Raw genomic sequence first — 26654 nt, forward strand, 5'->3', positions numbered from 1 at the left:
CCATGCGGCGGCGACATGCCGGGACGGGGGCGTGACGCTTGCCCCCTGTGGCTGCGGTTGCTAACGCTTGGCAGACAGTGATCCCGCGACAAATCCGCCCAGAACCAGAAGGCCAAAGCCCCATGTTCCCCCGCCTTGCCATCCTTGCCCTGTTGACCCTGCCCCTGGCCGCCTGCGACACCCAGGTGATGACCGACCTGCGACGCGGGGTCGGCCTGGACGACGCCGCAGCCCAGCCCGAGGAGCCGACCGGCCCGCGTCCGCCCGCCGTCTCTCCGCTGGAACAGCCGATCGAGACGGGCACGGTCGGGCGCGTCGTGCCCACCGCGGAACCGGTGACCTATCGCACCACCGCCTTCGTGGCGGGCGGGAACGAACCGGCCTGGAACGTCGAGGTCAGCGGCGACTCGGCCGTCTATCGCACGGCCGACAACCAGGCCGGGCGCCAGATCCCGGTGAACCGCCTGGTCTTCAGCCAGGGCGTCGAATACATCGGCGTGCTGGGCGGGCGGCCCTTCGTGCTGAACCTGCGGGCGGCGAAATGCAAGGACAGCATGGTCGACGAGACCTATCCGCTGACCGCACGCCTGACTGTGAACGGTCAGACCCAGCCCGGCTGTGCACAGCCCGCTGCCCCGGCCGCACCCGCCACAGCCGAGGCCGCACCGGCCGCCGCCGGTTGACGCGCGCGCACGGCTCACGCATTCGTGTGTCGATCCGTGCCGCAAAGCCTGCCACTGCGCCTGACGATCCTGCCCTGCCCGCCCTGATCCTGCCGCCGAAAGGAAGCCGCCGATGCGCCGCTCGCGACTGACCCGCCAGCTGATGGCCACCACCCTGCCCCTGGCCCTGATCGTGGGGTCGGGCGTCGGCGTCGCGACCGCCGACCCGATGCTGGGGCGCAACATGTCGACCTATGGCCTGCCCGGCGGCATCGACACGCCCACGGCCGAGACGATGCCCGACGGCAGCCTGGGCGCGACGCTGTCGCTGTCCGACTATGCCCGGCGCGGCAACGTCTTCTTCCAGGCGCTGCCGGGGCTGACGACGGTCCTGCGCTATGGTCGCGTCGACGGGATCGAGGATTACCGGCAGGAGGGGTTCATCTCGGACCGCTCGCTGGACCTGCGCTATCAGATCGTGGACGAGGACGGCTGGCGCCCCGCGGTGGCCGTCGGCCTCCAGGATTTCCTGGGCACCGGCGTCTATTCGGGTGAATACATCGTTGCGACGCGCAACGTGACGCCGACGGTGCGCGCATCGGTCGGCCTGGGCTGGGGCACGCTGGCGGGCAAGCCGCGCATCATCGACGTCGGCGACGAGGGCGGGACGCCCAATGTCGAGGACTGGTTCACCGGCGGGGCCAAGCCCTTCGCCTCGGTCAGCTGGCAGGTCAACGACCGCCTGAACCTGGTCGCGGAATACTCCAACGACATCTATCGCGCCCGCTACAGCGACGGCAACGAATACCAGCAGGGCGACGAGCCGGGCAGCAACATCAACCTTGCCGCCAACTACCGCTTTGGCCGCAACTACGAGGCCGGGCTCTATACCATCGGCGGAGAGACGATCGGCGCCCAGTTCACCATCGCGCTGAACCCGCGCGACGCCACCTATCCGTCGGGCCTGGAAAGCGCGCCGGCCCCGGTGCGTCCGCGGCCGGCGCCCGCGCAGGACCCCGAGGGCTGGTCGGGCAGCTGGTCGCAGGACCCGACCGCCCAGCCCGCCATCCAGAAGGCCCTGGGCGACGGCATGGCCGACGAGGGGATGCTGCTGGAAAGCATGGCCCTGGCGCCGACCCGCGCCGAGGTCCGCCTCCGCAACCAGCGCTATATCAACCAGGCCGAGGCCGTGGGCCGCACCGCGCGCCTGATGACCCGCGCACTGCCCCCGTCGGTCGAGACCTTCGTGATCACCTCGACCAGCGACGGGATGCCGACCTCGTCGGTGACCCTGCGCCGCAGCGATGTCGAGCGGCTGGAGAACACCGAGGCCGGGCAGATCGCCGCCGCATCCACCCTGTCGGACGCCGCACCGGGCGCGCCGGGGCTGGTGGCCAGCCAGGGCCTCTATCCGCGGTTCCGATGGTCGGTGAAGCCCTATCTGGACCTGGGCATCTTCAGCGCCGAGGACGGGCTGACCCACGAGGTCGGCGCCGAGGCGCGTGCCAGCTATGAGCTGATGCCCGGCCTGATCGCCACCGGCGCCCTGCGCCAGCGCGCCTTCGGCGACATCGGTCAGCGCGGACCGGGCATTCCGGGCCAGCGGGGCGAATATTACAGCCCCGACGAGTATGAATCGAACCCCGCCCTGGAAACCACGCCGCAGGGCGTGCCGCGGGTGCGGTCCGACACACGGATGTACACGGGCAATTCCAGCCCGGTGATCCCGGAACTGACGCTGGCCTGGTACGCCAAGCCGTCGGACGCGATCTATACTCGCGTGACCGTGGGCCTGCTGGAACGCGCCTATGGCGGCGTCTCGGCCGAGGCGCTGTGGAAGCCCGCCAATTCACCCCTGGGCTTTGGCGCCGAGATCAACCGCGTCCGCAAGCGCGACTTCGACCAGCTGTTCGACTTCCGCGACTATGAGGTCACGACCGGCCATGTCTCGGCATACTATGAGTTCACGCAAGGCTTCACCGCCCAGCTGGATGTCGGCCAGTACCTGGCGGGAGACGTCGGTGCCACCGTGACCCTGGCGCGCGAGTTCGCGAACGGATGGCAGATCGGCGCCTATGCCACCAAGACCGACCTGTCGGCCGAGGAGTTCGGCGAGGGCAGCTTCGACAAGGGCGTGACCCTGTCGATCCCGCTTGGCTGGGCCACGGGCCAGGCAAGCCGCGACCGCGTGTCGACCAACATCCGCTCGCTGTCGCGCGACGGCGGATCGCGGGTCAATGTCAACGGACGCCTGTACGACCGTGTTCGCGAAAGCCACACCGTCGATCTTTACGAAGGCTGGGGGAGGTTCTGGCGATGAGCAGAGCGATGCAGACGCGCGCAATCCTGGCCGGTGTGGCCCTGGCCGCCCTGTCGGCCTGCGGCAATACCGGCGCGGACGAGGCCGGGGCCAGCCCGCTGTCGGTTCTGGCCCAGACCGCGACCCAGGCCATCACGGCCCGCGGGGCGGCCCAGCCGGCGCAACCCGCCCGCAACCCCCAGCAGGCCGCGGCCGAGGCGTTGCGCGTCAATCCCGGTCCGCTGATCCAGGCGACGTTCGAAAGCCCTGCCCGCACGCAGGTCCTGGCGCTGACGGGGACGAACGGCGCCATGCGCACCTACATGACTCCCGACGAACAGGCGGTGATCCTGCGCGGCGGCATGCTGATCGGCACGCGCGGTCTGGGCCGCGACCTGTCGGTGGCGGAACCGGGGACCGAGGCGCTGATCCGGGCAGGCCAGTCCGGCAGTGGCACGCGCGTCATGCGCTATCTGTCGGGCGACGGGCTGGAACGGCCGCTGCAGTTTTCCTGCACCACTGCGCCCGGCCCCAACCCCGGCGTGATCCTGGAGACCTGCGAAGGGCATGGCGCGACCTTCCAGAACAACTATCTGGTCCAGAACGGGCAGATCCCCGTATCGCGCCAATGGATCGGGCCGGCCATGGGCTATGTGACCATCCAGACCCTGCGTCCCTGACAGGCAACACCGGAACGGAAAGACCGGCCCTTTGCGGGGCCGGTTTTTTCATGCGCGGGTGCCATGGCGGGCAGGCCTGCGGACAAAGAAAAAGGGGCTGGCCAAAGGCCAGCCCCTTGTGGCTCGGACCGTGCGAACGATCCGATCCGATATCAGCTGTCGTCGTCGTCCGAAGCGACTGCGGCGATGACGCCCAGCAGCAGCAGGGCGGGGACGACCAGGCCAGCGTTCGAGGAAGCGGGCTGCTCCTCGACGATGACGGGCTCGACTTCCACGACGGGGGCGACATAGCCACCGGCCAGAGCCGAGGTTGCGGTCAGGCCGAGAGCGGCCGCGAAAGTAGCGAATTTGGTCATGATCATGCTCCGTTTCGATTGACGGCTGCCATTTCTGGCAACATCGAGGCGACAGTTACACAAACCCGAACAGTTGAAAAGCAGCATTGAATTGATTCCCCCGTGGGCTTGCAACCACTGTTGCATATTGGCCAACACCTGTTTCGGCACTTGGTTCCGGCCCCCGCAAACCCCCGGAAAAACTGTGACAATTCGGCACTATGCCCGGCGAAGTGCCTGTGAGACGACGAAAAAGATCGCCGCCGCGGTCACGATCGAGGGACCCGCCGGCGTGTCGAGTCGCAAACTGGCCCACAACCCCAGGATGACGGATGCGGCGGCGATCAGGGCGGCGCCGGCGGCCATCCGCTCGGGGGTCCGGGCCCATGTGCGGGCCGCCGCCGCCGGCACGATCAGCATCGCCGAGATGAGGAGCGAGCCCACCACTCGAATCGCCAGCGCGACCACCACGGCCAGCGCCAGCGACAGGACCAGGCGCTCGACCCGCGGGTCGATCCCCGCGGCCATGGCCAGCTCCTCGTTCAGGCTGCTGGTCACAAGCCGTTGCCAACGCAGGGCCAGGACCGCCAGAACCAGCGCCGCGCCCGTCCAGATCAAAACCAGGTCGGCACGGCCCACCGCCAGGATGTCGCCGAACAGATAGCTGGACAGATCGGACCGCGCGGCAGGCACGAAGCTGATCGCGACCAGGCCCACGGCCAGCGCGGAATGCGACAGCACGCCCAGGATCGTGTCCATCGCCTGCCCCCGCGTCACCAGCGCCGACACGAGGCAGGCCATCGCCACCGCAACCGCAAGTGTCCCGGCATAGATCGACACCTCGAAGGCCAGCGCCATCGCGACGCCCAGGATGGCGGCATGGGCGGTCGAATCGCCGAAATAGGCCATCCGCCGCCAGACCACGAAACTGCCCAGCGGTCCCGCCACCAGGGCCAGCCCCAACCCCGCCAGAACGGCGCGCATGAAGAAATCGTCAAGCATCGGTGGTCACCCCTGCGCCCGGTCGGCGTGGTCATGGCCGCATCCCGGCCCGTGGACATGCGGCGTCAGGTCGTGGTCGTGGTCGTGGCGGTGCTGGTACAGCGCCAGCGTGCCCTCGGCCCCGGCGCCGAACAGGGCGCGGTATTCGGGGGCGGTGCTGACATGCTGGGGCGTGCCCTCGCAGCAGACATGCCCGTTCAGGCAGACCACCCGGTCCGACGACCGCATGACCACCAGCAGATCGTGGCTGACCATCAGCACGGCCGCGCCGGTCTGCCGGCGCACCTCCTCGATCAGCTGATAGAAGGCCACGATGCCCGGCTGATCCAGCCCCTGCGTGGGTTCGTCCAGGACCAGCAGATGCGGGTCCGCCAGCAAGGCCCGCGCCAGCAGCACCCGCTGGAACTGGCCGCCCGACAGCTGGGTCAGTTGCCGCGCACCAAGGCCCGGAACGCCGGTGCGGACCAGAGCATCCTCGGCCTGGTCGTCGGACACGCGCACGGGCAGCGACAGGAACCGGCGCACGGTCATCGGAATTGCCGTGTCCAGCTGAACCCGCTGCGGGACATAGCCGATGCGCAGCCCCTGCCGGCGCGTCACCGCGCCCGAGGCCAGCGGCATGTGCCCCAGCAGCGCCCGGATCAGCGACGACTTGCCCGACCCGTTCGGGCCGACGACGGTCACGATCTCGGCGGGGCGGATGCGGAAATCGACCTGCGCCAGCACCGGTTCGGTCGTGCCGGGGCGATGGATCGTCAGCGCACGGGATTCGATCAGCGGGGTCATGCGACGCCTTCGGCGGCACAGGTGGCGCAGAGGCCCAGCGCCTCGATCGTGGCGCGTTCGACGCGGAACCCGCCCTGGGCCGCGACCGCGGTCAGCGCATCGCGGATCGGGGCGGCGGCGGCCTCTGCGACCTTGTCGCAACTGCGGCAGATCAGGAAGGCCGGATGATGGTCGTGCCCCGGGTGCAGGCAGGCCGCAAAGGCGTTCAGCCGCTGCAGGCGGTGGGCCAGCCCGTGCGTGACCAGAAACTCCAGCGCGCGATAGGCGACGGGGGGCTGGCGGCCGAACCCTTCGGTCGCCAGGCGGTCCAGCACCTCATAGGCGCCCATCGCGCGGTGGCTCTCCAGCAGGATCTCCAGCGTGCGGCGGCGGACGGGGGTCAGGCGCGCGCCCTGCTCGGCCAGCCGGGCCGCAGCCTCGTCCAGCGCACGGTGCGCGCATTCGCGGTGGTCATGCGGCGCAAAGGTCGCGGCGATGACATGGTCGTGGTCGTGGTCTGGCACGGGGGTCCTTCACGCAGCGATGCGTTACTTTATTACAATGCGGTTGACTTGTTACCCTGTAACACACAGAACCCTGCCATCGCAACAAACCCGCCCTGTAAAGGAGATCCCGATGCGCAGCCCTGCATCCCTTGCCGCCATCCTGTCACTGACCGCCGCCCCTGCCCTGGCCGCCCCGCAGGTCGTCACCGATCTGGTCCCCACCGGCGCCCTGGTCCAGGAGGTCATGGGCGATCTGGCCGAGGTGCGCGTCCTGCTGCCCCAGGGGGCCAGCGCGCATCATTACCAGATGCGCCCGTCGGACGCCCAGGCGCTGCAGGGTGCCGATGTGGTGATCTGGATGGGACCCGAGCTGACGCCCTGGCTGTCGCGGGCGTCGGACACCCTGTCGGGGGCCACGCAGCTGCGCCTGCTGGAGGTCGAGGGCGTCGCCCTGCGCGACTATGCCGGTGCAGCGTCAGAGGGTGACGCGGACCATGGCGACCATGCGGGGCATGACGACCACGCGGATCACGCCGGTCACGATCACGGCGATCATGCCGACCACGACCACGGGGACGACCACGACCACGACCACGACCACGACCACGACCACGACCACGACCACGACCACGACCACGACCACGACCACGACCACGACCACGGGGACCATGCGGGGCATGATCATGTCCATGCCGGCACCGATCCTCATGCCTGGCTGAACCCCGCCAACGCGGCACCCTGGCTTGACGCCATCGTCGCGACGCTGTCCGAGCAGGACCCCCAGAACGCCGCCACCTATCGCGCCAACGCGGATGCGGCGGCCGAACGCATCGCCGCTTTGGACGACACGTTGCGCGAACGCCTTGCCCCGCATGCGCAGGACCGGTTCGTCGTGTTCCACGACGCCTATGGCCATTTCACAGATCACTTTGGCTTGCAGCCTGCGATCGCCGTGTCGCTTGGGGACGCCTCGACCCCGTCCGCGGCGCGCATCGACCAGATCCGCACCCAGATCGCTGATTCCGGAGCCGTCTGCGCCTTTCCGGAATATGCCCATGATGCCGGCCTGATCACCACCGTGACCGAGGGCAGCGATATCCGCACCGGCGGCGAACTGAGCCCTGAGGGCGGCACGCTGTCCCCGGGCGCGGGCCAGTACGAGGTTCTGCTGACCCAGATGGCCGACACCATCGTCGATTGCCTTGCCGACCAGTGATCGCACGTCCGGGCCGCCTTCGCGGCGGTCCAGACCACCTGTCAGCGGATCGAAATCTGATCGTGAAGAATCCTGACTATTTTACTTTGACAAACCTGAACGAATTTGTCAGCATTGGGGCATCATCACTGTCCCAGCATGAGGCTGACCATGACCGCAACGCGCCCCGCCGATTTCACCCGTCCCGGCACCGCCATCCTGGCCCGGATGCCGCAGCATGACGCCACCGCCCTCACGCAGGGCGGCAACCAGGCGCTGATCGTCCTGGACGAGCAGGTCTATCAGTTGCGGATCACCCGCGCGGGCAAGCTGATCCTGACGAAATAATCGACCGACCTTGGCAAAAGGGCCGCCCTACGGGGCGGCCCTTTCGTCATGCGTGCTGTCGCCTGTCAGCCGCGGGGCTTGCCGCCGGGGCGGCCACCACCCTGCGGGCGATCTCCGCGCGGAGCGCCGAACGGCTTGGCCCCGCCCGGCCGCGGCTTGCCCTGAAACTTGCCGCCCGCATCACCACGCGGACCGCCGAACGGTTTGCGACCCTCGGCCCCTTCGCCACGCGCAGCGCCATAGGGCTTGCGGTCGCCATCGGCACGGGGTTTGCCGAAAGGCTTGCCCTCAGGGCGCGGACCGCCGAACGGCTTGCGGCCTTCGCCACCTTCGCCGCGCGGTGCGCCATAGGGCTTGCGGTCGCCATCGGCGCGGGGCTTGCCGAAAGGCTTGCCCTCAGGGCGCGGACCCCCGAGTGGCTTGCGGCCTTCGCCACCCTCGCCGCGCGGTGCGCCATAGGGCTTGCGGTCGCCATCGGCGCGGGGCTTGCCGAAGGGCTTCCCTTCCGGGCGCGGGCCGCCGAACGGCTTGCGGCCTTCGCCACCTTCGCCGCGCCGTGCGCCATAGGGCTTGCGGTCGCCATCGGCGCGGGGCTTGCCATCGGGGCGCGGGCCGCCAAAGGGCTTGCGCGCCTCTCCGGGCTTGCCGGCAAAGCGCGCGGGGCGGGCATCGTCGCCCTGACCGGACATGCGGCCGCCCCCTTCGCCGGGGCCGGATTTCTTCCAGCGCGGCTTGTCGCCTGCGGGCCGGGGGCGGTCGCCGAAACCGCCAGCCGAATCGTCGCGCGCGCCAAAGCGCGGGCGTGCGCCGTCGGTGCCCGCGGGCTTGGCACCCCAGCTGCGGGCCGGGCGGTCGGACTGACCGTCGCGCGGACGGTCGCCAAAGCCGCGGCCGGCGGGCTTGCCGTCAAAGCCCGGCTTGGGGCCGAAGCGGCGCGGGCCGGCATCGCCGCCATCGGACCGGGCGGCGCGTTCACCGGCGGCCCCGCGGGGGCGCATCTCGCGCGGCTTGTCCTCGACCTCTCCGGTCAGCAGGCCGCCCAGCTGGTCGCGCAGGACCTTGCGCTTGACCTCGGTCACCTGGTTCTTGTCCATGCCGGTCAGCTTGAACGGACCATAGCCGATGCGGATCAGGCGGTTCACCTGCAGGCCGACATGAGCCATCGCGCGGCGGATCTCGCGATTCTTGCCCTCGCGGATACCCACGCTGATCCAGGCGTTCGCGCCCTGCTGGCTGTCCAGCTTGATCTCCATGGGGGCGAAATCCTCTCCCTCAATGGTGACGCCGCGGCGCAGCGGGTCGAAGGTCATGTCCGAAGGCGTGCCGTTCACCCGCACCCGGTACCGGCGCAGCCAGCCCGTCGCTGGCAGCTCCAGCCGCCGCTTCAGCTCTCCGTCGTTCGTCAGCAGCAGCAGACCCTCGGAGTTCAGGTCAAGACGCCCCACGGTCATCACCCGCGGCATGTCGCGCGGCAGCGCGTCGAACACGGTCTGGCGGCCCAGTTCGTCGTTTTCCGACGTGATCAGGCCCAGGGGCTTGTAATACAACCACAGCCGCGTCTCCTGCGGCTCCTCCAGCTTCTTGCCGTCGACGGTGATCCGGTCGGTGGGCAGAACGTCCAGGGCGGGACTGTCGATCTTCTTGCCGTTCACGCTGACACGGCCCTCGATGATCATCCGCTCGGCCTCGCGCCTGCTGGCGACACCGGCGCGCGCCATCACCTTGGCGATGCGGTCGGCTTCGGTGCGGGGGGCGACCTGGGGGGCCTTGCGGTCGGGAATCTGATCGTCGGTCATGCGCGTCTCCTTCGCATCGCTGCGGGGCAAAGAGGGGTGCATACGCCCAAGCGGGCCGTGTGGGAAGCGTTTCTTTCCCCGGCTTGCGCGCCACGCGGGGGATTGCGACAAGACGGTCATGGTCCCCTTCACCACCCATATGGCGCTTGCCCTGTCCCAAGCCCGTGACGCCGCCCTGCGCGGAGAGGTGCCGGTGGGCGCCGTCGTGACCGACCCGCAGGGCCGCGTGGTGGCCGCCGCGGGCAACCGCACGCGCGAACTGTCCGACCCGACCGCCCATGCCGAGATCCTGGCGATCCGCGCCGCCTGCGCGGCCCTGGGGTCCGAACGCCTGCCCGGTCACGACCTGTGGGTCACGCTGGAGCCCTGCCCGATGTGCGCGGCGGCCATCTCGGCCGCGCGGATCGCCCGGCTGTATTACGGCGCGTCGGACCCGCGCATGGGGGGCGTCGCCCATGGCGCGCAGGTGTTCCGGCACGCGCAGTGCCATCACCGCCCCGAGGTCTATGACGGCCTGGCTGCGCCGGAATCGCGCGACCTGCTGCGGCGGTTCTTTGCGCAACGACGGTGACGCGACCGCTTGAACCTGCCGCGCGGGCGGACTATACCGATCCCCGCGCGGGTGTTGTGTAATGGTAAGACCCTAGCCTTCCAAGCTAGAGACACGGGTTCGATTCCCGTCACCCGCTCCAATCCCTCTCATTGCATCAGACGACCGGATGAAACCGCATCACGCGGCTGCCGTCCTGTGGATCGGTCAGCGTGCTTGCCCGCACCTGAAAGACGCGCGCCAGCAGGTCCGCGGTCAGGATACGGTCTGGCGGGCCCAGGGCCACCAGCCGACCGGCCTGCATCACCGCCAGCCTGTCACAGCGCATCGCCTGGTTCAGGTCATGCAGGGCGATCACCGTGGTCAGGCCCAGGCCGCCCACCAGATCCAGGATCGCCAGCTGATGACGGATGTCCAGGTGGTTCGTCGGCTCGTCCAACAGCAGGATCCGCGGCGCCTGTGCCAGCGCGCGGGCGATATGGGCGCGCTGGCGTTCGCCCCCCGACAGGGTCGACCAGTCGCGCCCCGCCAGGTGCGCCAGGTCGACCCGCGCCAGCGCCTGCGTCACATGCGCCTCGTCCGCCGGGGACCAGGGCCGCATGGCGTCCAGCCAGGGGGTGCGCCCCAAGGCCACGGCGTCGCGGACCGTGATGCGGTCCGACGTATCGGCGCTTTGGGCGACCAGGGCGATGTGACGGGCGACCTGGCGCGCGGGCATCGCGCGCAGCGGCTTGCCATCCAGCGCGACCTGGCCGCCGTCGGGGCGGACCAGCCCGGCCAGCATCCGCAGCAGCGTCGACTTGCCCGACCCGTTCGGGCCGATCAGGCCCAGCATCTCTGCGGGGCGGATGTCCAGGGTGACGCCGGCCACCAGGGCGTGCCCGCGCAGGCGGCGGGTCAGATCACGCGCGGTCAGCATCATGACGCGGACCGCCCGCGGATCAGGATCACCGCAAAGGCCGGCGCCCCGACCAGCGCGGTCACGACGCCGATGGGCAGGGTCTGGCCGGGCACCAGCATCCGCGCGATCACGTCCGCGGCGATCAGGAAGACCATGCCGATCAGCGCCGACACCGGCACCAGCCGTGCGTGGCGCGTGCCCACCAGGAACCGTGCCGCATGCGGGACGACCAGCCCGACAAAACCGATCGCACCGGTGACCGACACCATGACCGCCGTGGCCATGGCGGTCGCCAGGATCAGCACGGCCTGAACGCGCCGGACCGGCACGCCCAGGGACGCCGCCGATTCCGTGCCGAAGGCAAAGGCGTCCAGCGCGCGGATATGCCATGCGGCCGCGCCAAGGACGGTCACGGCGGCGACCACCGACAGGCCGACATCGTTCCACCGGACGCCCGACAGGTTGCCCAGCAGCCAGAACATGATGCCGCGCGCCTGTTCCGCGCTGGCCGACCGCGCGATGATGAAGCTGGTCAGGGCGTTGAACAGCTGCGACCCGGCGATGCCTGCCAGCACGATCTGCGCGGCACCCCGCGCGCCCGGACCGCCACCCGACAGGCGCGCCAACCCCACCACCAGCGCAAAGGCCGCGATCGCGCCCAGCAAAGCGCCCGCCGACATCGGCACGAACCCCGCGCCGATCCCCGCCACCGCGACCGTCACGGCCCCCGTAGACGCCCCGGCCGAGATGCCCAGCAGATAGGGGTCGGCCAGTGCGTTGCGCAACAGCGTCTGCAGGACCAGCCCCGAGATCGCCAGCCCCGCTCCGCAGGCCCCCGCCACCAGCGCGCGCGGCAGGCGATAAGCCCAGACGATACCCTGATCGATCGGGTCCAGCGGATAGCCCGCACCCAGCATCTGGTTGGCCAGCGCCTGCCAGACCGTCGAGAGGGGGATCGGCGTTTCCCCCAGGGCGGTGCCGGCCAGGGGGGCCGCCACGATCAGCAGCGACACCCACAGCCAGACCGGGGCCAAGGGGCGGCGGACGGTCGGCACCCCGACATCGGCGGTCATTCGGACAGCCCGTCCATGCCCGCCGCCAAGGCCTCCAGCCCGTCGATCATGCGGATGCCGGGATGCAGCGCCTCGGCGTCCAGGATGACGATGCGATCCCGGCGCACGGCGGTCATCCGGCGCGTGACCGGGTCCGTTTTCAGAAAGCGCAGCTTTGCCTCGACATCGTCGGCGGGAAAGCGGCGGCGGTCCATGCGCGCAATCACCAGCACCGAGGGGTCGGCACGGGCGATCGTCTCCCACCCCACGGCGGGCCATTCCTCGTCCGAGGTCACGACGTTGCGCAGGCCAAGGCGGTCCATCATCCAGGCCGGGACGCCCATCCCGCCCGCCATGTAGGGGTCCAGCGCCAGATCGGCCGAGGAGAACCAGACCGCCGCGGACGCATCCGGCAGGTCCATCGCCCGCGCGCGCTCCACGACCGCCGCCTCTCGGGCCTGCAGGTCGGCGATCAGCGCCCGGCCCGCGTCCTGCGCGTCCATGACCCGCGCGATCTGGTCGATGCCGTCCCACAGCGTCGCGATCTCGAAGGGCGCAAGGCGGGTGCCGTCCATGCCCACGCTGTTGTCCTTGCCCTGGCAGTCCGTGGGCATGACATAGGCCGGAATGCCCAGATCGGCGAACTGTCGGCGCGTGCCGACCGCTCCATGGTCCCCAATCATCCAGGCGAACATCGTCGGCACAAAGCCGGGGCGCCGGTTCACCACCGATTCAAAGCTGGGCGTGTCGTCGCTGATGCGGTCCACCGTGGCGTCATCCTCTGCAAAGGCGGGCAGCACCGGGGTGAACCACAGCGCGGTCCCGGCCATCCGGTCCGCCTGGCCCAGCGCATACAGGATCTCGGTCGTGGACTGGCCGATCGATACGACGTTGTCGGGACGCGCGGGGATGGTCACACGGTGCCCACAATTGTCGATCACCAGCGGATAGTCGGTCGGCGCGGCAAGGGCCGCCTGGCCCAAGCCCAGCGCCACCGCGGTCGTCAGGAAGATTCTGGTCGTCATGGTCGTCCTTCATGAAACGAAGGACGGGGCTGAAAAAGGCGCAGCGGCGTCACCGGGGTCCCACCCACCTTCGCGGTCGCGTCGGACGAAGGCCGTGGATCGGCGCATGCGGTCTTTCTCCGGGGCACCCCGCCCGGGTTGGTTCAAGTCATGATGGCAGGTCTCCTGACTTGCGGATCGCGGCCTTCCCCGCCTTCCCGGCGCAGGGGGCGCCAGTGGCATCATGGGGTCGGCTACCGCTTACAGTTGCGGGGGCAGTCGCGGATTCGGCGCCTGATGGCTACACCTCACCACGTTCCCTTTTCACCCTGCCGGGGCCTTGGCCGGCACGGGAACCATCACGGACGGAAATGCCGCCGGGTGGGGACAAAGTCAACCGCCGCGGCAAGCAGCCCGCAGCCGACCCGGCCGCCACGGCCGACGCACTGCGACACCCGCAGCTTATGCCAGCCTGATCCCGGCGACCGGTGCGCCGCAGGTCGAACGCGCTGGCGCCCTGCGGGGGAAGGAGTTGGTCGCAGTCCTTCCTGCCAGGCATGGATGGGGGGTCGGATGCAGGGCGATCCGGCGCCTGACACCGGAGGGCTTCAAATCTTGCCGGGCCTCTTTCGCCACAGGTGGCGAAGGTCCAGCCGGGGATAGTCCCGCTCGATCTGGCTGCCCCAGAACAGGCCTGCGATTGGGGCGTCGGGATGGTCGGGGTCAAGACCATAGTCAATCTGGGCGATGCGTTCGGCCGGCATGTGAAGGGTGTATCGCAGGAACAGGAACTGCTCCAGCCAGGCGTCATGGTCCTTGTTCGTGAACAGGTCCGGGCGGGGGACGGGTTCGGGGTCATGCATGGTGGGTCAGCCTTGGGTGACGGACCCCGATTGTCCGTCAATTCGCCTGCCGGTGCAACATTCCCGTCCCCGAACGAAAAGGGGGCACGCCGCATCCGGCATGCCCCCCGATCCACGGCAGGCGATCAGTAGATCGCCAGGGCCGGGAACAGGATCAGCAGGCCCACCGCCAGGATCTGCAACCCTATGAAGGGCAGCAGGGCGCGGAAGATTTCTCCCAGCGAGATGTCCGGCGGGGTCACCGACTTCAGGTAGAAGGCGGCGGGCCCGAAGGGCGGCGACAGGAAGCTGACCTGCATGTTCATCGCGAACAGCACGCCGAACCAGACGGGGTCGTATCCCAGGCTGACGATGATCGGCACGAAGATCGGCATGGTCAGCAGCGCGATGCCGACCCAGTCCAGGAACATGCCCAGCACGAACAGGATCGCCATCATGAACAGGATGATGATCGTCGGGTTGTCGCTGATGCCGGTGATCAGTTCCGACACGAAGTTGATGCCGCCCATCAGGTTGAAGACGCCCACCAGGGCGGATGCGCCGATGCCGATCCAGACGATCATGCCGACCGTCTGCAGCGTCTGCATGGCCGCGCCGCGCAGCAGGCCCCAGGTGAATTCGCCGCGGATCACGGTCGAGATCAGCACGCCCGCCACGCCCACGGCGCTGGCCTCGGTCACGGATGCGATGCCGCCATAGATGGAGCCCAGCACCATGATCACGACCAGGATCGGCAGGAACAGGCCCTTGAGCAGGCGCAGCTTTTCGTCCCGCGGGACGCGGGCGGTGACGGCCGGGGGCACGTCGCCCGGCGTCAGCCAGGCACGGATCAGCACATAGGCCACATAGAGCAGCGCCAGCATGAAGCCCGGCACGAAGGCGGCCGTGAACAGGTCGCCGATCGAGACGTTCGCGGTCAGGCCATAGATGATCAGCACGATCGAGGGCGGCACCATGGTCCCCAGGCTGCCGCCCGCGCAGACGACCCCGATGGCCAGCTTGCGGTCATAGCCCTGGGCCAGCATCTGGGGCAGCGCGATCAGGCCCAGCAGCACGACCTCTCCTCCGATGATGCCGGACATGGCGGCCAGGATGACGGCCACGAAGATCGTCTGGACCGCCACGCCGCCGCGGATGCGGCCGCCGACCAGGCGCATCGCCTCGAACAGGTCGCGGGCGATGCCGCTGCGGTCCAGGATCGCGGCCATCAGCACGAACATCGGCACCGAAACGAAGACGAAGCTGGACACGAAGGTATAGACGCGGCTGGTGATCAGCGGCACGACGTTCGGGCCGAACCACCCCAGGGCAAAGATCAGCGTGACCAGCAGCGTCACGAAGGCCAGCGGGATGCCCGTCAGCAGCAAAAGCAGCAGCAGCGCGAACAGAAGGCCCGTCCCGGCCTCGATCCCCAGGGATTGCAGCGAACCGAAGATCTCCATCAGCGGGCTCCCTTGTGCCCGCGGGCATAGTTGACGGTCAGGATGGCGAATTGCAGGGCCATGATCGCCAGCGCCACCATCAGCAGAACCTTGAGCATGCCCGGATAGGCCGGGTTCCAGGCCGAGCCCGAGGTCTCGAGGTGAAAGCTGCCGTCGGGCCGCCAGGCGGACCGCTTGACCATCTGCCAGGCCGCCCAGGCGAAGGCGCCGGAGGATAGGCCGCAGATTGCCGAGATGAGGATGTCGGCCACGCGCCGCGCGGCTGGCGGCAGCAGGTCATAGACCAAGACGACCCGGATGTGCCGGTCGCGCGCGGTGCACAGCAAGCCCCCGTAGACGAACGAGATCGCGCAGAGGAACACCGTCGTCTCGTGCGCCCAGTTCGTCGGGCGGCCGAACACGTAACGCAGCACGACCTCCTGGATCAGGATCAGCATGGCGACCACCAGGCCCAGGGCCGGGATGATCGCCAGACGGTCGATCACGCGACCCAGGCGCCCCGACTGGGGCACGGCCTCGTGTTCCTCGCGCGGAATGGCTTCGGATGCGTCCATCATGTCCTCCTCCCTGGAAGGGACCGGGCGCGAACGCCCGATCCTGCGGCGCTTACTGCACCAGGCCCTTTTCGGTCAGGTACGCGGTCAGCGCGTCATAGACCTGCTGCGCCGCGGGCGACTGTCCGGCGACCTTTTCCCATTCGCCCATCGCGATGCCGCGGAACTTGGTGCGCTCCTCGTCGGACCAGTCGTGGACGGTGATCGTCCCGCCGGCCTCTGCCTCCGCCACGGCGGCCGCGTCGGCCTCGGCCAGGGCTGCGACTTGGACGCGGGCGAAATCGCGCACCGACTGCGTCATGACCTGCTGCAGGTCCTCGGGCAATGCGTCCCATTTCTCCTTGTTCATCGAGATCTCGACCAGGGGCATGGAGTGGAAGCCGGGATAGACCGGATGGGGCGCGACCTCGTTCAGGCCCTGGGCCTGGTTGGTCGAAAAGACGCTGTAATCGGCCGCGTCGATGACCTTCTTGTCCAGCGATGTGAACACCTCGGAGCCGGGCAGGTTAACGGGCGATGCGCCGGCGGCGGCAAAGACCGACTGGACCAGGCCTTCGGGCGCGCGGATCTTGACGCCGGCCAGATCATCGACCCCGTTTAACGGCACGGCGCTGACCAGCGCCTCCAGGCCCGGCGTGGTGGCGCCGATGAACTGCAGGCCATAGGGGTTCATGATCTGGTTCAGCAGCTCCGCTCCGCCGCCGTTCTCGACAAAATCCAGCATCTGCTCGGGGTCGGACCAAGCGCCGACCGGGTTGCCCATCAGACCGAAGGCCGGATCGCGTCCCGAGAAATACGACAGGTCGGTCACGTGACCGTCCAGGATGCCCGTGGCGATCGCATCCTGGGTTTCGTTATGGGCGACGATGGATTCGACCGGCAGCAGGTCGATGGCGATGCGGCCCCCGGACTTTTCCGCGACATCCGCGGCCCAGCCCTGCTGGAGGACGAAGTTCGGGTTGCCCGACGGGTCGGACGACTGGAAACGGAAGCTGTGATCCTGGGCCATGGCGGGCGCGGCCAAGGCCATCGCGGCGCTGGCCGACATCAGGAAACGGGTCATCTTGGTCATGGTGTCTCTCCTCCGGTTGAAACTGGGCGCGGGTCGGACAGGGCCGCCACCGCGCGGTCGATGATCTGGTCGGGCGGCAGCGCCACGTCGATCCACAGCGCGCCTTCGGCGGCGGGATCGGGGGGCTGCAGCGCGGCCAGCTGGCTGTCGATCAGGCTGGCGGGCATGTAGTGGTCGCGCCGTGCCGCCATGCGCGCCGCGATCAGGTCGCGGTCGCCGTGCAGGAACACGATGTCCATCGCCCCTGCCCCGGCCCGCAGCCGGTCACGATGCGCCTGGCTGAGCCCCGAGCAGGCCAGAACGGCGCGATGGGGCGTCGCACGCGTCGCCGCCGCCAGGCGGTCCAGCCAGCCCCACCGCATGTCGTCGGTCAAAGGCAGCCCAGCCCGCATGCGCGCCACGCTGGATTCGTCGTGATACAGGTCCGCCTCGATGAAGCTGCCGCCGATGCGGTCGGCGATGCCACGGGCCACGGTCGACTTGCCCGTGCCGCAGATGCCCATGACCAGAATCGGCCGCGCGTCCATGATGTCTCCTCCCGATGACAGCGCAATCATGGATGACAGCGCTGTCATCGGTCAAGCCCCTTTTCTTTGCGCGGCGATGGCGTAATCTGCGCGCGTCATGAACAAAACCTCGCGGATCACCCTGTCTGATGTGGCGCTGGCCGCCGATGTCAGCCCTATCACCGTGTCGCGCGCGCTGCGGGACCCGTCCAAGGTGTCGCCGCTGGCCCGCGACCGGATAGACCGGGCGATCCGCGAACTGGGCTATGTGCCGAACCCTGCGGCGCGCGCGCTGGCATCGGGGCGCACCGATATCGTGGGGGTCATCATCCCGTCGGTCAGCAACAACGTGTTCGCCGACGTGATGCGCGGCATCGACGAAGGTCTGCAGGGCAGCCCGCTGATCGTGCAACTGGGCACCACGCGCTATTCCCCCCTGACCGAGGAGCAGCTGATCCGCGTGTTCCTGTCACAGCGCCCGGCCGGATTGATCGTCGCGGGCCACGATCAATCCCCCGCCGCCCGCGCCCTGCTGGCCGGGGCGGAATGCCCGGTCGTGCAGATCATGGAGGTCGGCCCCGACCCCATCGACCTGGCCGTCGGCCTGTCGCATTTCGACGGGGCACGGGCCGCCGCCGAGCATCTGCTGGCGCAGGGATACCGCGCGCCGGCCTTTCTGGGTGCTCAGATGGACCCGCGCAGCCAGCGCCGCCTGGCAGGGTTCCGCGCCTGCCTGGAGGCCGCCGGGCTGGGGGGCGACGATCCCGTCGTCACCACACCCGAGCCGTCCTCGGTCAGCCTGGGGTGCCGGTTGTTCGCAGACCTGATGGCGCGCTTGCCGCAGACGGATGCGGTCCTGTGCAACAACGACGATCTGGCGCTTGGCGTCCTGTTCGAGGCGCGTCGTCGCAACATCGCGGTGCCCTCCCGCCTTGGCATCTGCGGGTTCAACGACCACGAGATGATGTCCGCGGCCGAACCGCCCATCACCTCGGTCGCCACCGATCGACGGGCGATGGGCGCTCAGGCGATCCGCCTGATCCGCGCGCGCCTGGCCGGACAGACTGCGCCCCGCGGCCATGCGGTCGACCTGGGGTTTCAGCTGATCCCCCGCGCCAGCACGCGCCGCAACCGTTCCAGCGCCGATCGGCCAACCTGACGGCCCCTCTTTTGGACATGACCAGCCTTGCACATGCTGCAAAACTGCCCTTTCATGGATCGAAACGGATGGGAGGATGTCATGACCCTGAGGCCGCTTTACCGGACGCGGTTCCTGCTGACCCTGGGAGGCCTGTGCCTGGCCCTGCCCGGCACGGTGCAGGCGCAGGACTATCCGCATGCGGACGAACCGATCGGCACGGTCGAGGACGTCTATGACGGCCACCTGACGCCGGACCTGGCGGTCAGCACCTTCCGCAACATCGACCGTCTGTTCCCCACCCGGACCATCCCGGCCGGCGACACGCCCCGCGACCTGCCGGAGGCCTTGGTCGATCTGCCGGAAATGGTGACCTATCAGGTCGATGACGCAACCTATGACCTCTACGACTTTCTGTCGCTGGACAATGTCACCGGGATGATCGTGCTGAAGGACGGCAAGGTCGTCTACGAGACCTATGAGCGCGGCAACACGCCTGATACGCGCTGGATGTCGATGTCGGTGGCCAAATCGATCACCTCGACCCTGGTCGGCGCGGCGATCGTCGATGGCCATATCGGTGGCTTGGACGACATGGTGGTCGATTACGTCCCCGCACTGGCCGGCAGCGCCTATGACGGGGTCAGCATCCGCGACATCCTGCTGATGGCGTCGGGCGTCGACTGGAACGAGACCTATACCGACCCCCAGTCCGACCGCCGCGACCTGCTGCGTGCGCAGATCGAACAGCGCCCCGGCGCCGCGATGGAGGTGATGGCCGCCCTGCCCCGCGCCCACGAACCCGGAACCCACCACACCTACTCCACCGGCGAGACGCAGGTTCTGGGCGAGGTTGTCTATGGCGCGGTCGGCATGCCTTTGTCGGACTATCTGTCCCAGAAGATCTGGCAGCCCTATGGGATGGAGGCCGACGCGAACTGGTGGCTGGACAGCCCCGACGGGGTCGAGATCGGCGGCAGCGGCCTGTCCGCCACCCTGCGCGACTTCGCCCGCTTCGGTCAGTTCTTCCTGGAGGGCGGGGTGATCGACGGCAGCACCATCCTGCCCGACGGATGGACAGAGACCGCCGGCCAACCGCAGAAGCTGAAAAGCGGCGAGACGATCGATTATGGGTACATGTGGTGGCCGGGCTGGACCGAGCCATCCATCGCCGACGGTGCCTTTGCCGCCATCGGCATCCAAGGGCAGAACATCTACATCAACCCCACGCGGAACGTCGTCATCGCGACGCATATGGCGCAACCGAAGCCCGTCGGACGCGAACCGGTCGATCCGCTGGTCGTGTTCGACGCCATCTCCGAGGCCTTGGAGTGATGGTCCCGCGACCGTCTTATGCCCTCAGGCCGTCTCAGGAGAGTTGCGCCCGGTCATTCGAAAGGCAGATCAGGTCCGTTGAAAGGAAAGGCGTATCATGATCGATGACATGGATCGAAAGCACCTGCAGCGCTGTGTCGACTTGGCATCCGAAGCGCTGGACCGCGGCAACGAGCCCTTCGGATCGGTGCTTGTGTCGTCCGAGGGTGAGGTGCTGTTCGAGGACTACAACCGCATCGGCGGGGGTGACCACACCCAGCACCCGGAGTTCGCCATCGCCCGATGGGCGGCGAACAACATGAACGTTCAGGATCGCGCCAAGGCCACGGTCTACACGTCTGGCGAACACTGTCCGATGTGCGCCGCCGCCCATGGCTGGGTGGGGCTTGGTCGAATCGTCTATGCAAGCTCTGCAGCCCAGATGACGGCGTGGCTTTCCGAACTGGGCGTCCCCGCGTTCCGGGTTCGCCCGCTGCCCATCGGCGACGTGATCAGCGATACGCCGGTCGATGGCCCTGTCGAGGAGTTTGCACGACAGGTCCGCGCTCTCCATGTCCGGTCGCACATCCGCTGATTTCCAGGGGTACGAGCCAAGGCCGACCCTCTAGCAACTTTTTGTCCCATTTATAACCAAAATCTTTCAACGAGGGCGGTTCGCAATGACCTGCCACTGAACTTTCATCCAGTCGCGACCGGATTTCGGTTGGTAGTTATGCCGGTTGGCGCGGCTTGAGCAATCGCCCGGCGCACGGAACCCTCATCGCGTGCAGCGGGTAGGGCAGTTGCGGTTGGTCAGGTGCAGGGCGAAGCCTGCGGGGGTTTTGTAGCCAAGCGCGCGATGAGGACGCCCGGTGTTGTAATCGGTCCCCCATGCCGCCATCAGTGCGCGGGCATGGGTGAGGTTGCGGAACAGGGCGTCGTTCAGAAACTTGTCCCGTATCCGGCCGGTCAAGCTTTCTACGAGGCCGTTCTGCATTGGCTTGCCGGGCGCGATGTCGTGCCATTCAACCTTGGCCCCTGGGCACCACTTCAGGATGGCGTTGGGGGTCAGATCTGTCGCATTATCGCTGACGATCACCCCGGGCTTGCCTCGCCGTTCGACCAGCGTCGTCAGTTACTTGGCGACTCGGCGGCCCGAGATCGATGTATCGGGGATCGCGGCCAGGCATTCGCCTGTGACGTCGTCCACTACGTTCAGCACCCTAAACCGCCGCCCGCAGGCGAACTGGTCATGCACGAAGTCGAGGGACCGGTGGGCATTGGCGCACGCCTTAATCAGGATCGGGGGCCTCGTGCCGAGCGCCTTATGGCGCGCTTTGCGTTTGCGGACGGTTAGCCCTTCCTCGCGGTGGAGCCGCTAGATGCCCGACAACTCCCCCTCACGTCGCCGCAGCACAGAAAGCTGCCGATACCCAAAGCGACGCCGATCATTGGCCAGATCTTGCAACCGACCCCGCAGCGCCGTGTCAGGTGCGCATCGCGACTGGTAGCGCACCATCTTCCGGTCTGCCACAGCAATCCGGCACTCCCGGTGTTACAACAGCCCAAAACAGGTCTTTCAGATGCGCGACAGCCTCGCGCTTCTCAGCGGGCGCTACCATTTTTCTGACAGTAGTTCCTTCATCGCCGCCATGTCGGGCATCTGCTCTGCCACCAACTTCTTCAGCTTGGCGTTCTCATTCGGCGCTATGCGTCTCATTCCAGCGTGTTCAACCGCTTGGTCTCGGACACTGTCATCCCGGAATACTTCGCCTTCCAGGCATAAAACGTGCCTTCCGACATTCCATGCTTGCAGCACAGATCAGCGCACTTCGCGCCTGCCTCGTACTCCTGCCCCATGATCTGCTGATCGCTTCGTATCGTTCGCTTCATCGTCCGTCCTTTCCTTGGGGCGGATTCTAGTCGCAGATGAAGAAAAAATCCCATGTTTTCAGACAGCTCTGCGAGCCCCATGTATGGCACGTGGTCGAGGAGATGCGGGATGAGGCGATCAGCGGCGCCTCGCATCTGCGTCAGGGCTTTCAGCGGCTGCACGAAGCGGCGCAGGACGGCATTTGCGACGTCATCGTGGCCGAGGCGCTGGATCGGCTTTCGCGGGACCAGGAGCATATGGCCGGCCTTTACAAGCGGCTGGCCTATCACAGGGTCAAGATCGTCACCCGGTCGGAGGGCGAGATCGACGAGATGCGGGTCAGCTTCGGGGGGTTGATGTCGTCGCAGTTCCTCAAGCAGCTTGCCGAGAAGACACGGCGTGGCCTCGAGGGCCGCATGATGGCCGGCAAGTCAGGCGGTGGTAATAGTTACGGCTACCGGGTGCGGCGCGGCTTCGACACGGGCGGCACGGTGATCACCGGCGAGCGCGACATCGACGATGCCGAGGCCGCGGTGGTGCGCCGGATTTTTGCGGATTATGACAGCGGCCTCTCGGCGCGGTCGATTGCGGCGGCGCTGAACGCGGAAGGCGTGGCCCCGCCCCGTAGTGGCGGCAAGGGCTCGGGCAGCTGGGGATCATCAACGATCCAAGGCAACTGGCGTCGCGGGACGGGGATCCTGAACAACGAACTCTATGTCGGGGTGCGGGTCTGGAACCGGCAGAGCTTCGTGAAGGACCCGGACACGGGCAAGCGCCAGGCGCGTCTGAACCCGCCGGAGATGTGGGTGACGACGGAGGTGCCTGAGCTGCGGATCATCGACGCGGCGCTCTGGGATCGGGTGAAGGCGCGGCAGGCCGGCATCCGCGAGGCGATGAACCCCGCCGGGGTGAGCGATCCACGCCCGCGGCCGGAACGCGCGAAGCGGCCGGATTACCTGCTGTCTGGGCTGGTGCGCTGCGATTGCTGCGGGTCGGGATACTCGATGATCAACCGGACCCGCCTCGGCTGCAGCGGGGCGCGCAACCGCGGTGCAGCCGTCTGCACGAACCGGGCGACGATCGGACGCGAGGAACTGGAAGAGCGGGTGCTGGGCGGGCTGCGCGACCGGTTGATGCATCCGGAGCTGGTCGCGGCCTTCGTCGAGGCCTATCGCCTGGCCTTCAACGAGGCAGCCGGGCGGCGCAGCAGCGATCATGACGCCACCCGCAAGGAGCTGGCGCAGATCGAGGCAAAGATCGCGGGCGTCCTGACGGCGATCGAGGACGGGATGTATCACCCGTCGATGAAGGCGAAGATGGAGGCTCTTGAGGGACGCAAGGCGGAGCTGACCCGGATGCTTGCGGCGACGCCCAAGCCCCCTGCCCTGCGGCTGCACCCGGCCTTGGGCGAGCGCTACCGCCAGGAGATCGGCTGCCTGGCGGAGGCAATGCAGAGGCCGTCCAGGCGATCTGTGGCGACGGGGATTTTACGGGGTCTGATCTGTAAGATCCGGATGGCGCCGGAGGCTGCTGCGCCGGGCGCCCACGGTTTTCCACTTTTGGGTAAGCTTGCGGGGATCCTTGGCCTTGCGGAAGGCCAAGCCGGGATCGGTCATCCGGACATGACGAAGCCCCCGCGGGTCGCGAGGGCTGTTTGTTCGTCTGGGTATGTAACTGTGGTTGCGGGGACAGGATTTGAACCTGTGACCTTCAGGTTATGAGCCTGACGAGCTACCGGGCTGCTCTACCCCGCGCCAAGGTTGTCCTGATCGGGTTTGTTTCATCGTATCAGAGAGATATTGCGTTTCTTACCAGGTCTGGCGGTGACCTACTCTCCCACGTCTTAAGACGCAGTACCATCGGCGCAGCGGCACTTAACGGCCGAGTTCGGGATGGGATCGGGTGTTTTGCTCGCGCTAGGGCCACCAGACCAGGAAAGAAACGCTCAGCGTCGGACCCTTTGAAGGGTCTGATATTGTCCAAGGATGCTTTGGAGGAAGGAGGATAATCCTGCTTCTTCCGGATCAAATCAAGCCTATCGAGCCATTAGTACCGGTCAACTGAATGCATTGCTGCACTTACATCTCCGGCCTATCGACGTGGTGGTCTTCCACGGCTCTCAAGGGAGACCTTGTTTTGAGGGGGGCTTCACGCTTAGATGCCTTCAGCGTTTATCCTGTCCGTTCATAGCTACCCAGCACTGCCGTTGGCACGACAACTGGTCCACCAGTGGAACGTCCACCCCGGTCCTCTCGTACTAGGGGCAGCTCCTCTCAAGTCTCCAACACCCACGGCAGATAGGGACCGAACTGTCTCACGACGTTCTAAACCCAGCTCACGTACCTCTTTAAACGGCGAACAGCCGTACCCTTGGGACCTGCTCCAGCCCCAGGATGAGATGAGCCGACATCGAGGTGCCAAACGATGCCGTCGATATGGACTCTTGGGCATCATCAGCCTGTTATCCCCAGCGTACCTTTTATCCGTTGAGCGATGGCCCTTCCACTCGGGACCACCGGATCACTATGGCCGACTTTCGTCTCTGCTCGACTTGTCAGTCTTGCAGTCAGGCTGGCTTCTGCCATTGCACTCAACGACCGATTTCCGACCGGTCTGAGCCAACCTTCGCGCGCCTCCGTTACTGTTTGGGAGGCGACCGCCCCAGTCAAACTACCCACCACGCAGGGTCCCGGACCCGGATAACGGGCCGCGGTTAGACATCAAGAGTGCGAAGGGCGGTATCTCAAGGATGGCTCCACGAGGACTAGCGTCCCCGCTTCAAAGCCTACCGCCTATCCTGCACATCGCAATCCTGATGCCAGTGCGAAGTTGTAGTAAAGGTGCATGGGGTCTTTCCGTCTAACCGCGGGAAGTCTGCATCTTCACAGACAATTCAATTTCGCTGAGTCCACATTTGAGACAGCGGGGAAGTCGTTACGCCATTCGTGCAGGTCGGAACTTACCCGACAAGGAATTTCGCTACCTTAGGACCGTTATAGTTACGGCCGCCGTTTACCGGGGCTTCAATTCAAGGCTTGCACCTCTCCTTTTAACCTTCCGGCACCGGGCAGGCGTCAGACCCTATACGTCGTCTTACGACTTCGCAGAGCCCTGTGTTTTTAGTAAACAGTCGCCACCCCCTGGTTTGTGCCCCCGGCCTCTGCTTGCGCAAAAACCGGGCCTCCTTCTCGCGAACTTACGGAGGTATTTTGCCGAGTTCCTTAAATGTGGTTCTCTCAAGCGCCTTGGTATTCTCTACCAGTCCACCTGTGTCGGTTTAGGGTACGGTCTTGTGGAGGGCTATTTCCAGGGACCCCTAAGCAGCCCGATCAATCCGTTAAGATCGAACTACCCTCGGGATCCGTCACCATCTCCTGGCCCAGGAATATTAACCTGGTTCCCATCGACTACGCCTTTCGGCCTCGCCTTAGGGGCCGGCTTACCCTGCTCAGATTAGCTTTAAGCAGGAACCCTTGGACTTTCGGCGACAGGGTCTCTCACCCTGTTTGTCGCTACTCATGTCAACATTCTCACTTCTGATCACTCCACCGGTTGCCTCACGGCCCGGCTTCACAGTCAGAACATTGCCTCCGTAGACCATTGCTGGGCTAAAGAGGCAGCGTTCTATATCACAGAACGCTCCGCTACCACGCACTCTAAAGTGCATCCAAAGCTTCGGCTCGTGGCTTGAGCCCCGTTACATCTTCGCCGCAAGACCTCTTGATTAGACCAGTGAGCTGTTACGCTATCTTTAAAGGATGGCTGCTTCTAAGCCAACCTCCTGGTTGTTTTGGAAGTCTCACATGCTTTCCCACTTAGCCACGAATTGGGGGCCTTAGCTGTTGGTCAGGGTTGTTTCCCTCTCCACGACGGACGTTAGCACCCGCCGTGTGTCTCCCGGATAGTTCTCCTGGGTATTCGGAGTTTGCTTAGACTCAGTAAGGCTGTGGGCCCCCATCATCCATGCAGTGCTCTACCCCCCAGGGAATACGTCCGAGGCGCTACCTAAATAGCTTTCGCGGAGAACCAGCTATCTCCGAGTTTGATTGGCCTTTCACCCCTAGGCACAAGTCATCCCGACCTTTTTCAACAGGTGTGGGTTCGGACCTCCAGTACGTGTTACCGTACCTTCATCCTGCTCATGCCTAGATCACTCGGTTTCGGGTCTGATCCGTCTAACTATGTCGCCCATTTAAGACTCGCTTTCGCTGCGCCTACACCTAACGGCTTAAGCTTGCTAGACAGACCAAGTCGTTGACCCATTATACAAAAGGTACGCCGTCACCCCTCAAGGGGGCTCCGACTGCTTGTAGGCGTCCGGTTTCAGAAACTGTTTCACTCCCCTCGTCGGGGTGCTTTTCACCTTTCCCTCACGGTACTGGTTCGCTATCGGTCAGTAAGGAGTACTTAGCCTTCGAGGGTGGTCCCCCGATCTTCAGACAGGATTTCACGTGTCCCGCCCTACTTGATACGTCCCATCGAGCTTCCGATACGGGGCTGTCACCCGCTATGGCCAGACTTTCCAATCTGTTCTCGTCACTCTCAAGGCTCGGCTGGTCCGCGTTCGCTCGCCACTACTAGCGGAGTCTCTCTTGATGTCCTTTCCTCCGGGTACTTAGATGTTTCAGTTCCCCGGGTTCGCTTCTTAAACCCTATGTATTCAGGTAAAAGATACCTGGTTAACCCAATTGTTGACCGCCCGAAGGCAACAACAATCAAGTTTCAGGTGGGTTTCCCCATTCGGAAATCCATGGATCAAAGCTTATTCTCAGCTCCCCATGGCTTATCGCAGAGTAT

General features: G+C 66.6%; 23 protein-coding genes, 2 tRNA genes, 2 rRNA genes, 1 pseudogene and 1 riboswitch (1 of these 29 only partly in view). Of the genes and pseudogenes, 11 read left to right on the top strand and 17 right to left on the bottom strand.

All coding sequences use genetic code 11. The annotated features are described in order from the left end of the window. The first annotated feature begins 122 nt into the window (after nucleotides 1-122). The 3 genes from PRL19_RS01350 to PRL19_RS01360 all read left to right on the top strand — a co-directional run bounded on the left by PRL19_RS01350 (nucleotide 123) and on the right by PRL19_RS01360 (nucleotide 3641). Nucleotides 123-683 (top strand): hypothetical protein, encoded by a 561-nt coding sequence (locus PRL19_RS01350; RefSeq protein WP_273743655.1) that lies wholly within the window; start codon nucleotides 123-125, stop codon nucleotides 681-683. Between the two features lie 112 nt (nucleotides 684-795). Further along, nucleotides 796-2982 (top strand): YjbH domain-containing protein, encoded by a 2187-nt coding sequence (locus PRL19_RS01355; protein WP_273743656.1) that lies wholly within the window; start codon nucleotides 796-798, stop codon nucleotides 2980-2982. Between the two features lie 8 nt (nucleotides 2983-2990). After that, nucleotides 2991-3641 (top strand): YjbF family lipoprotein, encoded by a 651-nt coding sequence (locus PRL19_RS01360; protein WP_273743657.1) that lies wholly within the window; start codon nucleotides 2991-2993, stop codon nucleotides 3639-3641. Between the two features lie 152 nt (nucleotides 3642-3793). Here the strand turns inward: PRL19_RS01360 and PRL19_RS01365 are convergent, their stop codons facing one another. The 4 genes from PRL19_RS01365 to PRL19_RS01380 form a co-directional block, all read right to left on the bottom strand. Further along, entirely contained in the window at nucleotides 3794-3997 is a 204-nt protein-coding gene (locus tag PRL19_RS01365; protein WP_369799442.1) for a hypothetical protein, read from the bottom strand. A 198-nt stretch (nucleotides 3998-4195) separates the two neighbouring features. Next, nucleotides 4196-4978 (bottom strand): metal ABC transporter permease, encoded by a 783-nt coding sequence (locus PRL19_RS01370; RefSeq protein ID WP_045982018.1) that lies wholly within the window; start codon nucleotides 4976-4978, stop codon nucleotides 4196-4198. Nucleotides 4979-4984: 6 nt separating this feature from the next. After that, complete coding sequence (locus PRL19_RS15710) at nucleotides 4985-5764, bottom strand: metal ABC transporter ATP-binding protein (RefSeq protein WP_046001121.1); 780 nt, start codon at nucleotides 5762-5764, stop codon at nucleotides 4985-4987. Next, nucleotides 5761-6267 carry a Fur family transcriptional regulator gene (locus PRL19_RS01380; RefSeq protein WP_369799443.1) on the bottom strand — a complete coding sequence of 169 codons (507 nt, stop codon included), beginning with the start codon at nucleotides 6265-6267 and terminating at the stop codon, nucleotides 5761-5763. The genes PRL19_RS15710 and PRL19_RS01380 overlap by 4 nt, the downstream gene beginning before the upstream one ends. Before the next feature lie 112 nt (nucleotides 6268-6379). On the opposite strand from PRL19_RS01380, the gene PRL19_RS01385 reads away from it, so the two are divergent. Together PRL19_RS01385 and hemP are read left to right on the top strand one after the other, a co-directional pair. After that, on the top strand, nucleotides 6380-7465 hold the full coding sequence (locus tag PRL19_RS01385) for a zinc ABC transporter substrate-binding protein (protein WP_273743658.1): 1086 nt from the start codon (nucleotides 6380-6382) through the stop codon (nucleotides 7463-7465). Nucleotides 7466-7615: 150 nt separating this feature from the next. Beyond that, complete coding sequence (hemP, locus tag PRL19_RS01390) at nucleotides 7616-7792, top strand: hemin uptake protein HemP (RefSeq protein ID WP_064503568.1); 177 nt, start codon at nucleotides 7616-7618, stop codon at nucleotides 7790-7792. A 65-nt stretch (nucleotides 7793-7857) separates the two neighbouring features. Here hemP and PRL19_RS01395 read toward each other — a convergent pair whose 3' ends face one another. Next, a complete protein-coding gene (locus PRL19_RS01395; RefSeq protein ID WP_273743659.1) occupies nucleotides 7858-9588 on the bottom strand; it encodes a pseudouridine synthase in 1731 nt (576 codons plus the stop codon). Nucleotides 9589-9706: 118 nt separating this feature from the next. Here PRL19_RS01395 and PRL19_RS01400 point away from each other — a divergent pair, with 118 nt between their 5' ends. Both PRL19_RS01400 and PRL19_RS01405 read left to right on the top strand, forming a co-directional pair. Beyond that, nucleotides 9707-10159: a nucleoside deaminase gene (locus PRL19_RS01400; RefSeq protein WP_042246386.1), complete on the top strand. Its 453-nt coding sequence runs from the start codon at nucleotides 9707-9709 to the stop codon at nucleotides 10157-10159. Between the two features lie 47 nt (nucleotides 10160-10206). After that, a tRNA-Gly gene (locus tag PRL19_RS01405) sits at nucleotides 10207-10280 on the top strand. A 15-nt stretch (nucleotides 10281-10295) separates the two neighbouring features. On the opposite strand, the gene PRL19_RS01410 is transcribed toward PRL19_RS01405, so the two are convergent. From PRL19_RS01410 to PRL19_RS01445, 8 genes are all read right to left on the bottom strand, one after another. Continuing rightward, entirely contained in the window at nucleotides 10296-11060 is a 765-nt protein-coding gene (locus PRL19_RS01410; RefSeq protein WP_273743660.1) for an ABC transporter ATP-binding protein, read from the bottom strand. Next, nucleotides 11057-12112, bottom strand: a complete 1056-nt coding sequence (locus PRL19_RS01415; RefSeq protein WP_273743661.1) for a FecCD family ABC transporter permease — start codon at nucleotides 12110-12112, stop codon at nucleotides 11057-11059. Before PRL19_RS01415 ends, PRL19_RS01410 begins: the two co-directional genes overlap by 4 nt. After that, nucleotides 12109-13116, bottom strand: a complete 1008-nt coding sequence (locus PRL19_RS01420) for an ABC transporter substrate-binding protein (protein WP_273743662.1) — start codon at nucleotides 13114-13116, stop codon at nucleotides 12109-12111. The genes PRL19_RS01415 and PRL19_RS01420 overlap by 4 nt, the downstream gene beginning before the upstream one ends. Before the next feature lie 138 nt (nucleotides 13117-13254). Then, nucleotides 13255-13471: riboswitch (cobalamin riboswitch) on the bottom strand. Between the two features lie 232 nt (nucleotides 13472-13703). Continuing rightward, nucleotides 13704-13958, bottom strand: coding sequence for a hypothetical protein (locus tag PRL19_RS01425; protein WP_273743663.1), 255 nt, complete (start codon nucleotides 13956-13958; stop codon nucleotides 13704-13706). Between the two features lie 125 nt (nucleotides 13959-14083). Then, entirely contained in the window at nucleotides 14084-15400 is a 1317-nt protein-coding gene (locus PRL19_RS01430; protein ID WP_045982566.1) for a TRAP transporter large permease, read from the bottom strand. Beyond that, nucleotides 15400-15957, bottom strand: a complete 558-nt coding sequence (locus tag PRL19_RS01435; RefSeq protein ID WP_273743664.1) for a TRAP transporter small permease subunit — start codon at nucleotides 15955-15957, stop codon at nucleotides 15400-15402. Before PRL19_RS01435 ends, PRL19_RS01430 begins: the two co-directional genes overlap by 1 nt. 49 nt (nucleotides 15958-16006) lie before the next feature. Then, nucleotides 16007-17026: a TRAP transporter substrate-binding protein gene (locus PRL19_RS01440; RefSeq protein ID WP_273743665.1), complete on the bottom strand. Its 1020-nt coding sequence runs from the start codon at nucleotides 17024-17026 to the stop codon at nucleotides 16007-16009. Further along, nucleotides 17023-17553, bottom strand: a complete 531-nt coding sequence (locus PRL19_RS01445) for a gluconokinase (RefSeq protein ID WP_204245741.1) — start codon at nucleotides 17551-17553, stop codon at nucleotides 17023-17025. The genes PRL19_RS01440 and PRL19_RS01445 overlap by 4 nt, the downstream gene beginning before the upstream one ends. Nucleotides 17554-17650: 97 nt before the next feature. Between PRL19_RS01445 and gntR the strand changes: the two genes are divergently transcribed. From gntR to PRL19_RS01460, 3 genes are all read left to right on the top strand, one after another. After that, on the top strand, nucleotides 17651-18691 hold the full coding sequence (gene gntR / locus PRL19_RS01450; protein ID WP_273743666.1) for an HTH-type transcriptional regulator GntR: 1041 nt from the start codon (nucleotides 17651-17653) through the stop codon (nucleotides 18689-18691). Between the two features lie 81 nt (nucleotides 18692-18772). After that, nucleotides 18773-20005 (top strand): serine hydrolase domain-containing protein, encoded by a 1233-nt coding sequence (locus tag PRL19_RS01455; RefSeq protein WP_273743667.1) that lies wholly within the window; start codon nucleotides 18773-18775, stop codon nucleotides 20003-20005. Nucleotides 20006-20102: 97 nt separating this feature from the next. Then, nucleotides 20103-20579 (top strand): nucleoside deaminase, encoded by a 477-nt coding sequence (locus tag PRL19_RS01460; RefSeq protein WP_273743668.1) that lies wholly within the window; start codon nucleotides 20103-20105, stop codon nucleotides 20577-20579. Between the two features lie 104 nt (nucleotides 20580-20683). Here the strand turns inward: PRL19_RS01460 and PRL19_RS01465 are convergent. Then, nucleotides 20684-21877: pseudogene (locus tag PRL19_RS01465) on the bottom strand (IS3 family transposase). Between the two features lie 102 nt (nucleotides 21878-21979). Between PRL19_RS01465 and PRL19_RS15715 the strand changes: the two are divergent. After that, on the top strand, nucleotides 21980-23578 hold the full coding sequence (locus PRL19_RS15715) for a recombinase family protein (RefSeq protein WP_420704418.1): 1599 nt from the start codon (nucleotides 21980-21982) through the stop codon (nucleotides 23576-23578). On the opposite strand, the gene PRL19_RS01470 is transcribed toward PRL19_RS15715, so the two are convergent. From PRL19_RS01470 to PRL19_RS01480, 3 genes are all read right to left on the bottom strand, one after another. Further along, a tRNA-Met gene (locus PRL19_RS01470) sits at nucleotides 23535-23611 on the bottom strand. The genes PRL19_RS15715 and PRL19_RS01470 overlap by 44 nt on opposite strands. A gap of 61 nt (nucleotides 23612-23672) precedes the next feature. Continuing rightward, nucleotides 23673-23787, bottom strand: a 5S ribosomal RNA gene (rrf, locus tag PRL19_RS01475). A gap of 95 nt (nucleotides 23788-23882) precedes the next feature. Next, a 23S ribosomal RNA gene (locus tag PRL19_RS01480) occupies nucleotides 23883-26654 on the bottom strand; it runs 61 nt beyond the window's last position.

Source organism: Paracoccus marcusii (assembly GCF_028621715.1).
In the GTDB taxonomy this organism is placed as follows: domain Bacteria; phylum Pseudomonadota; class Alphaproteobacteria; order Rhodobacterales; family Rhodobacteraceae; genus Paracoccus; species Paracoccus marcusii.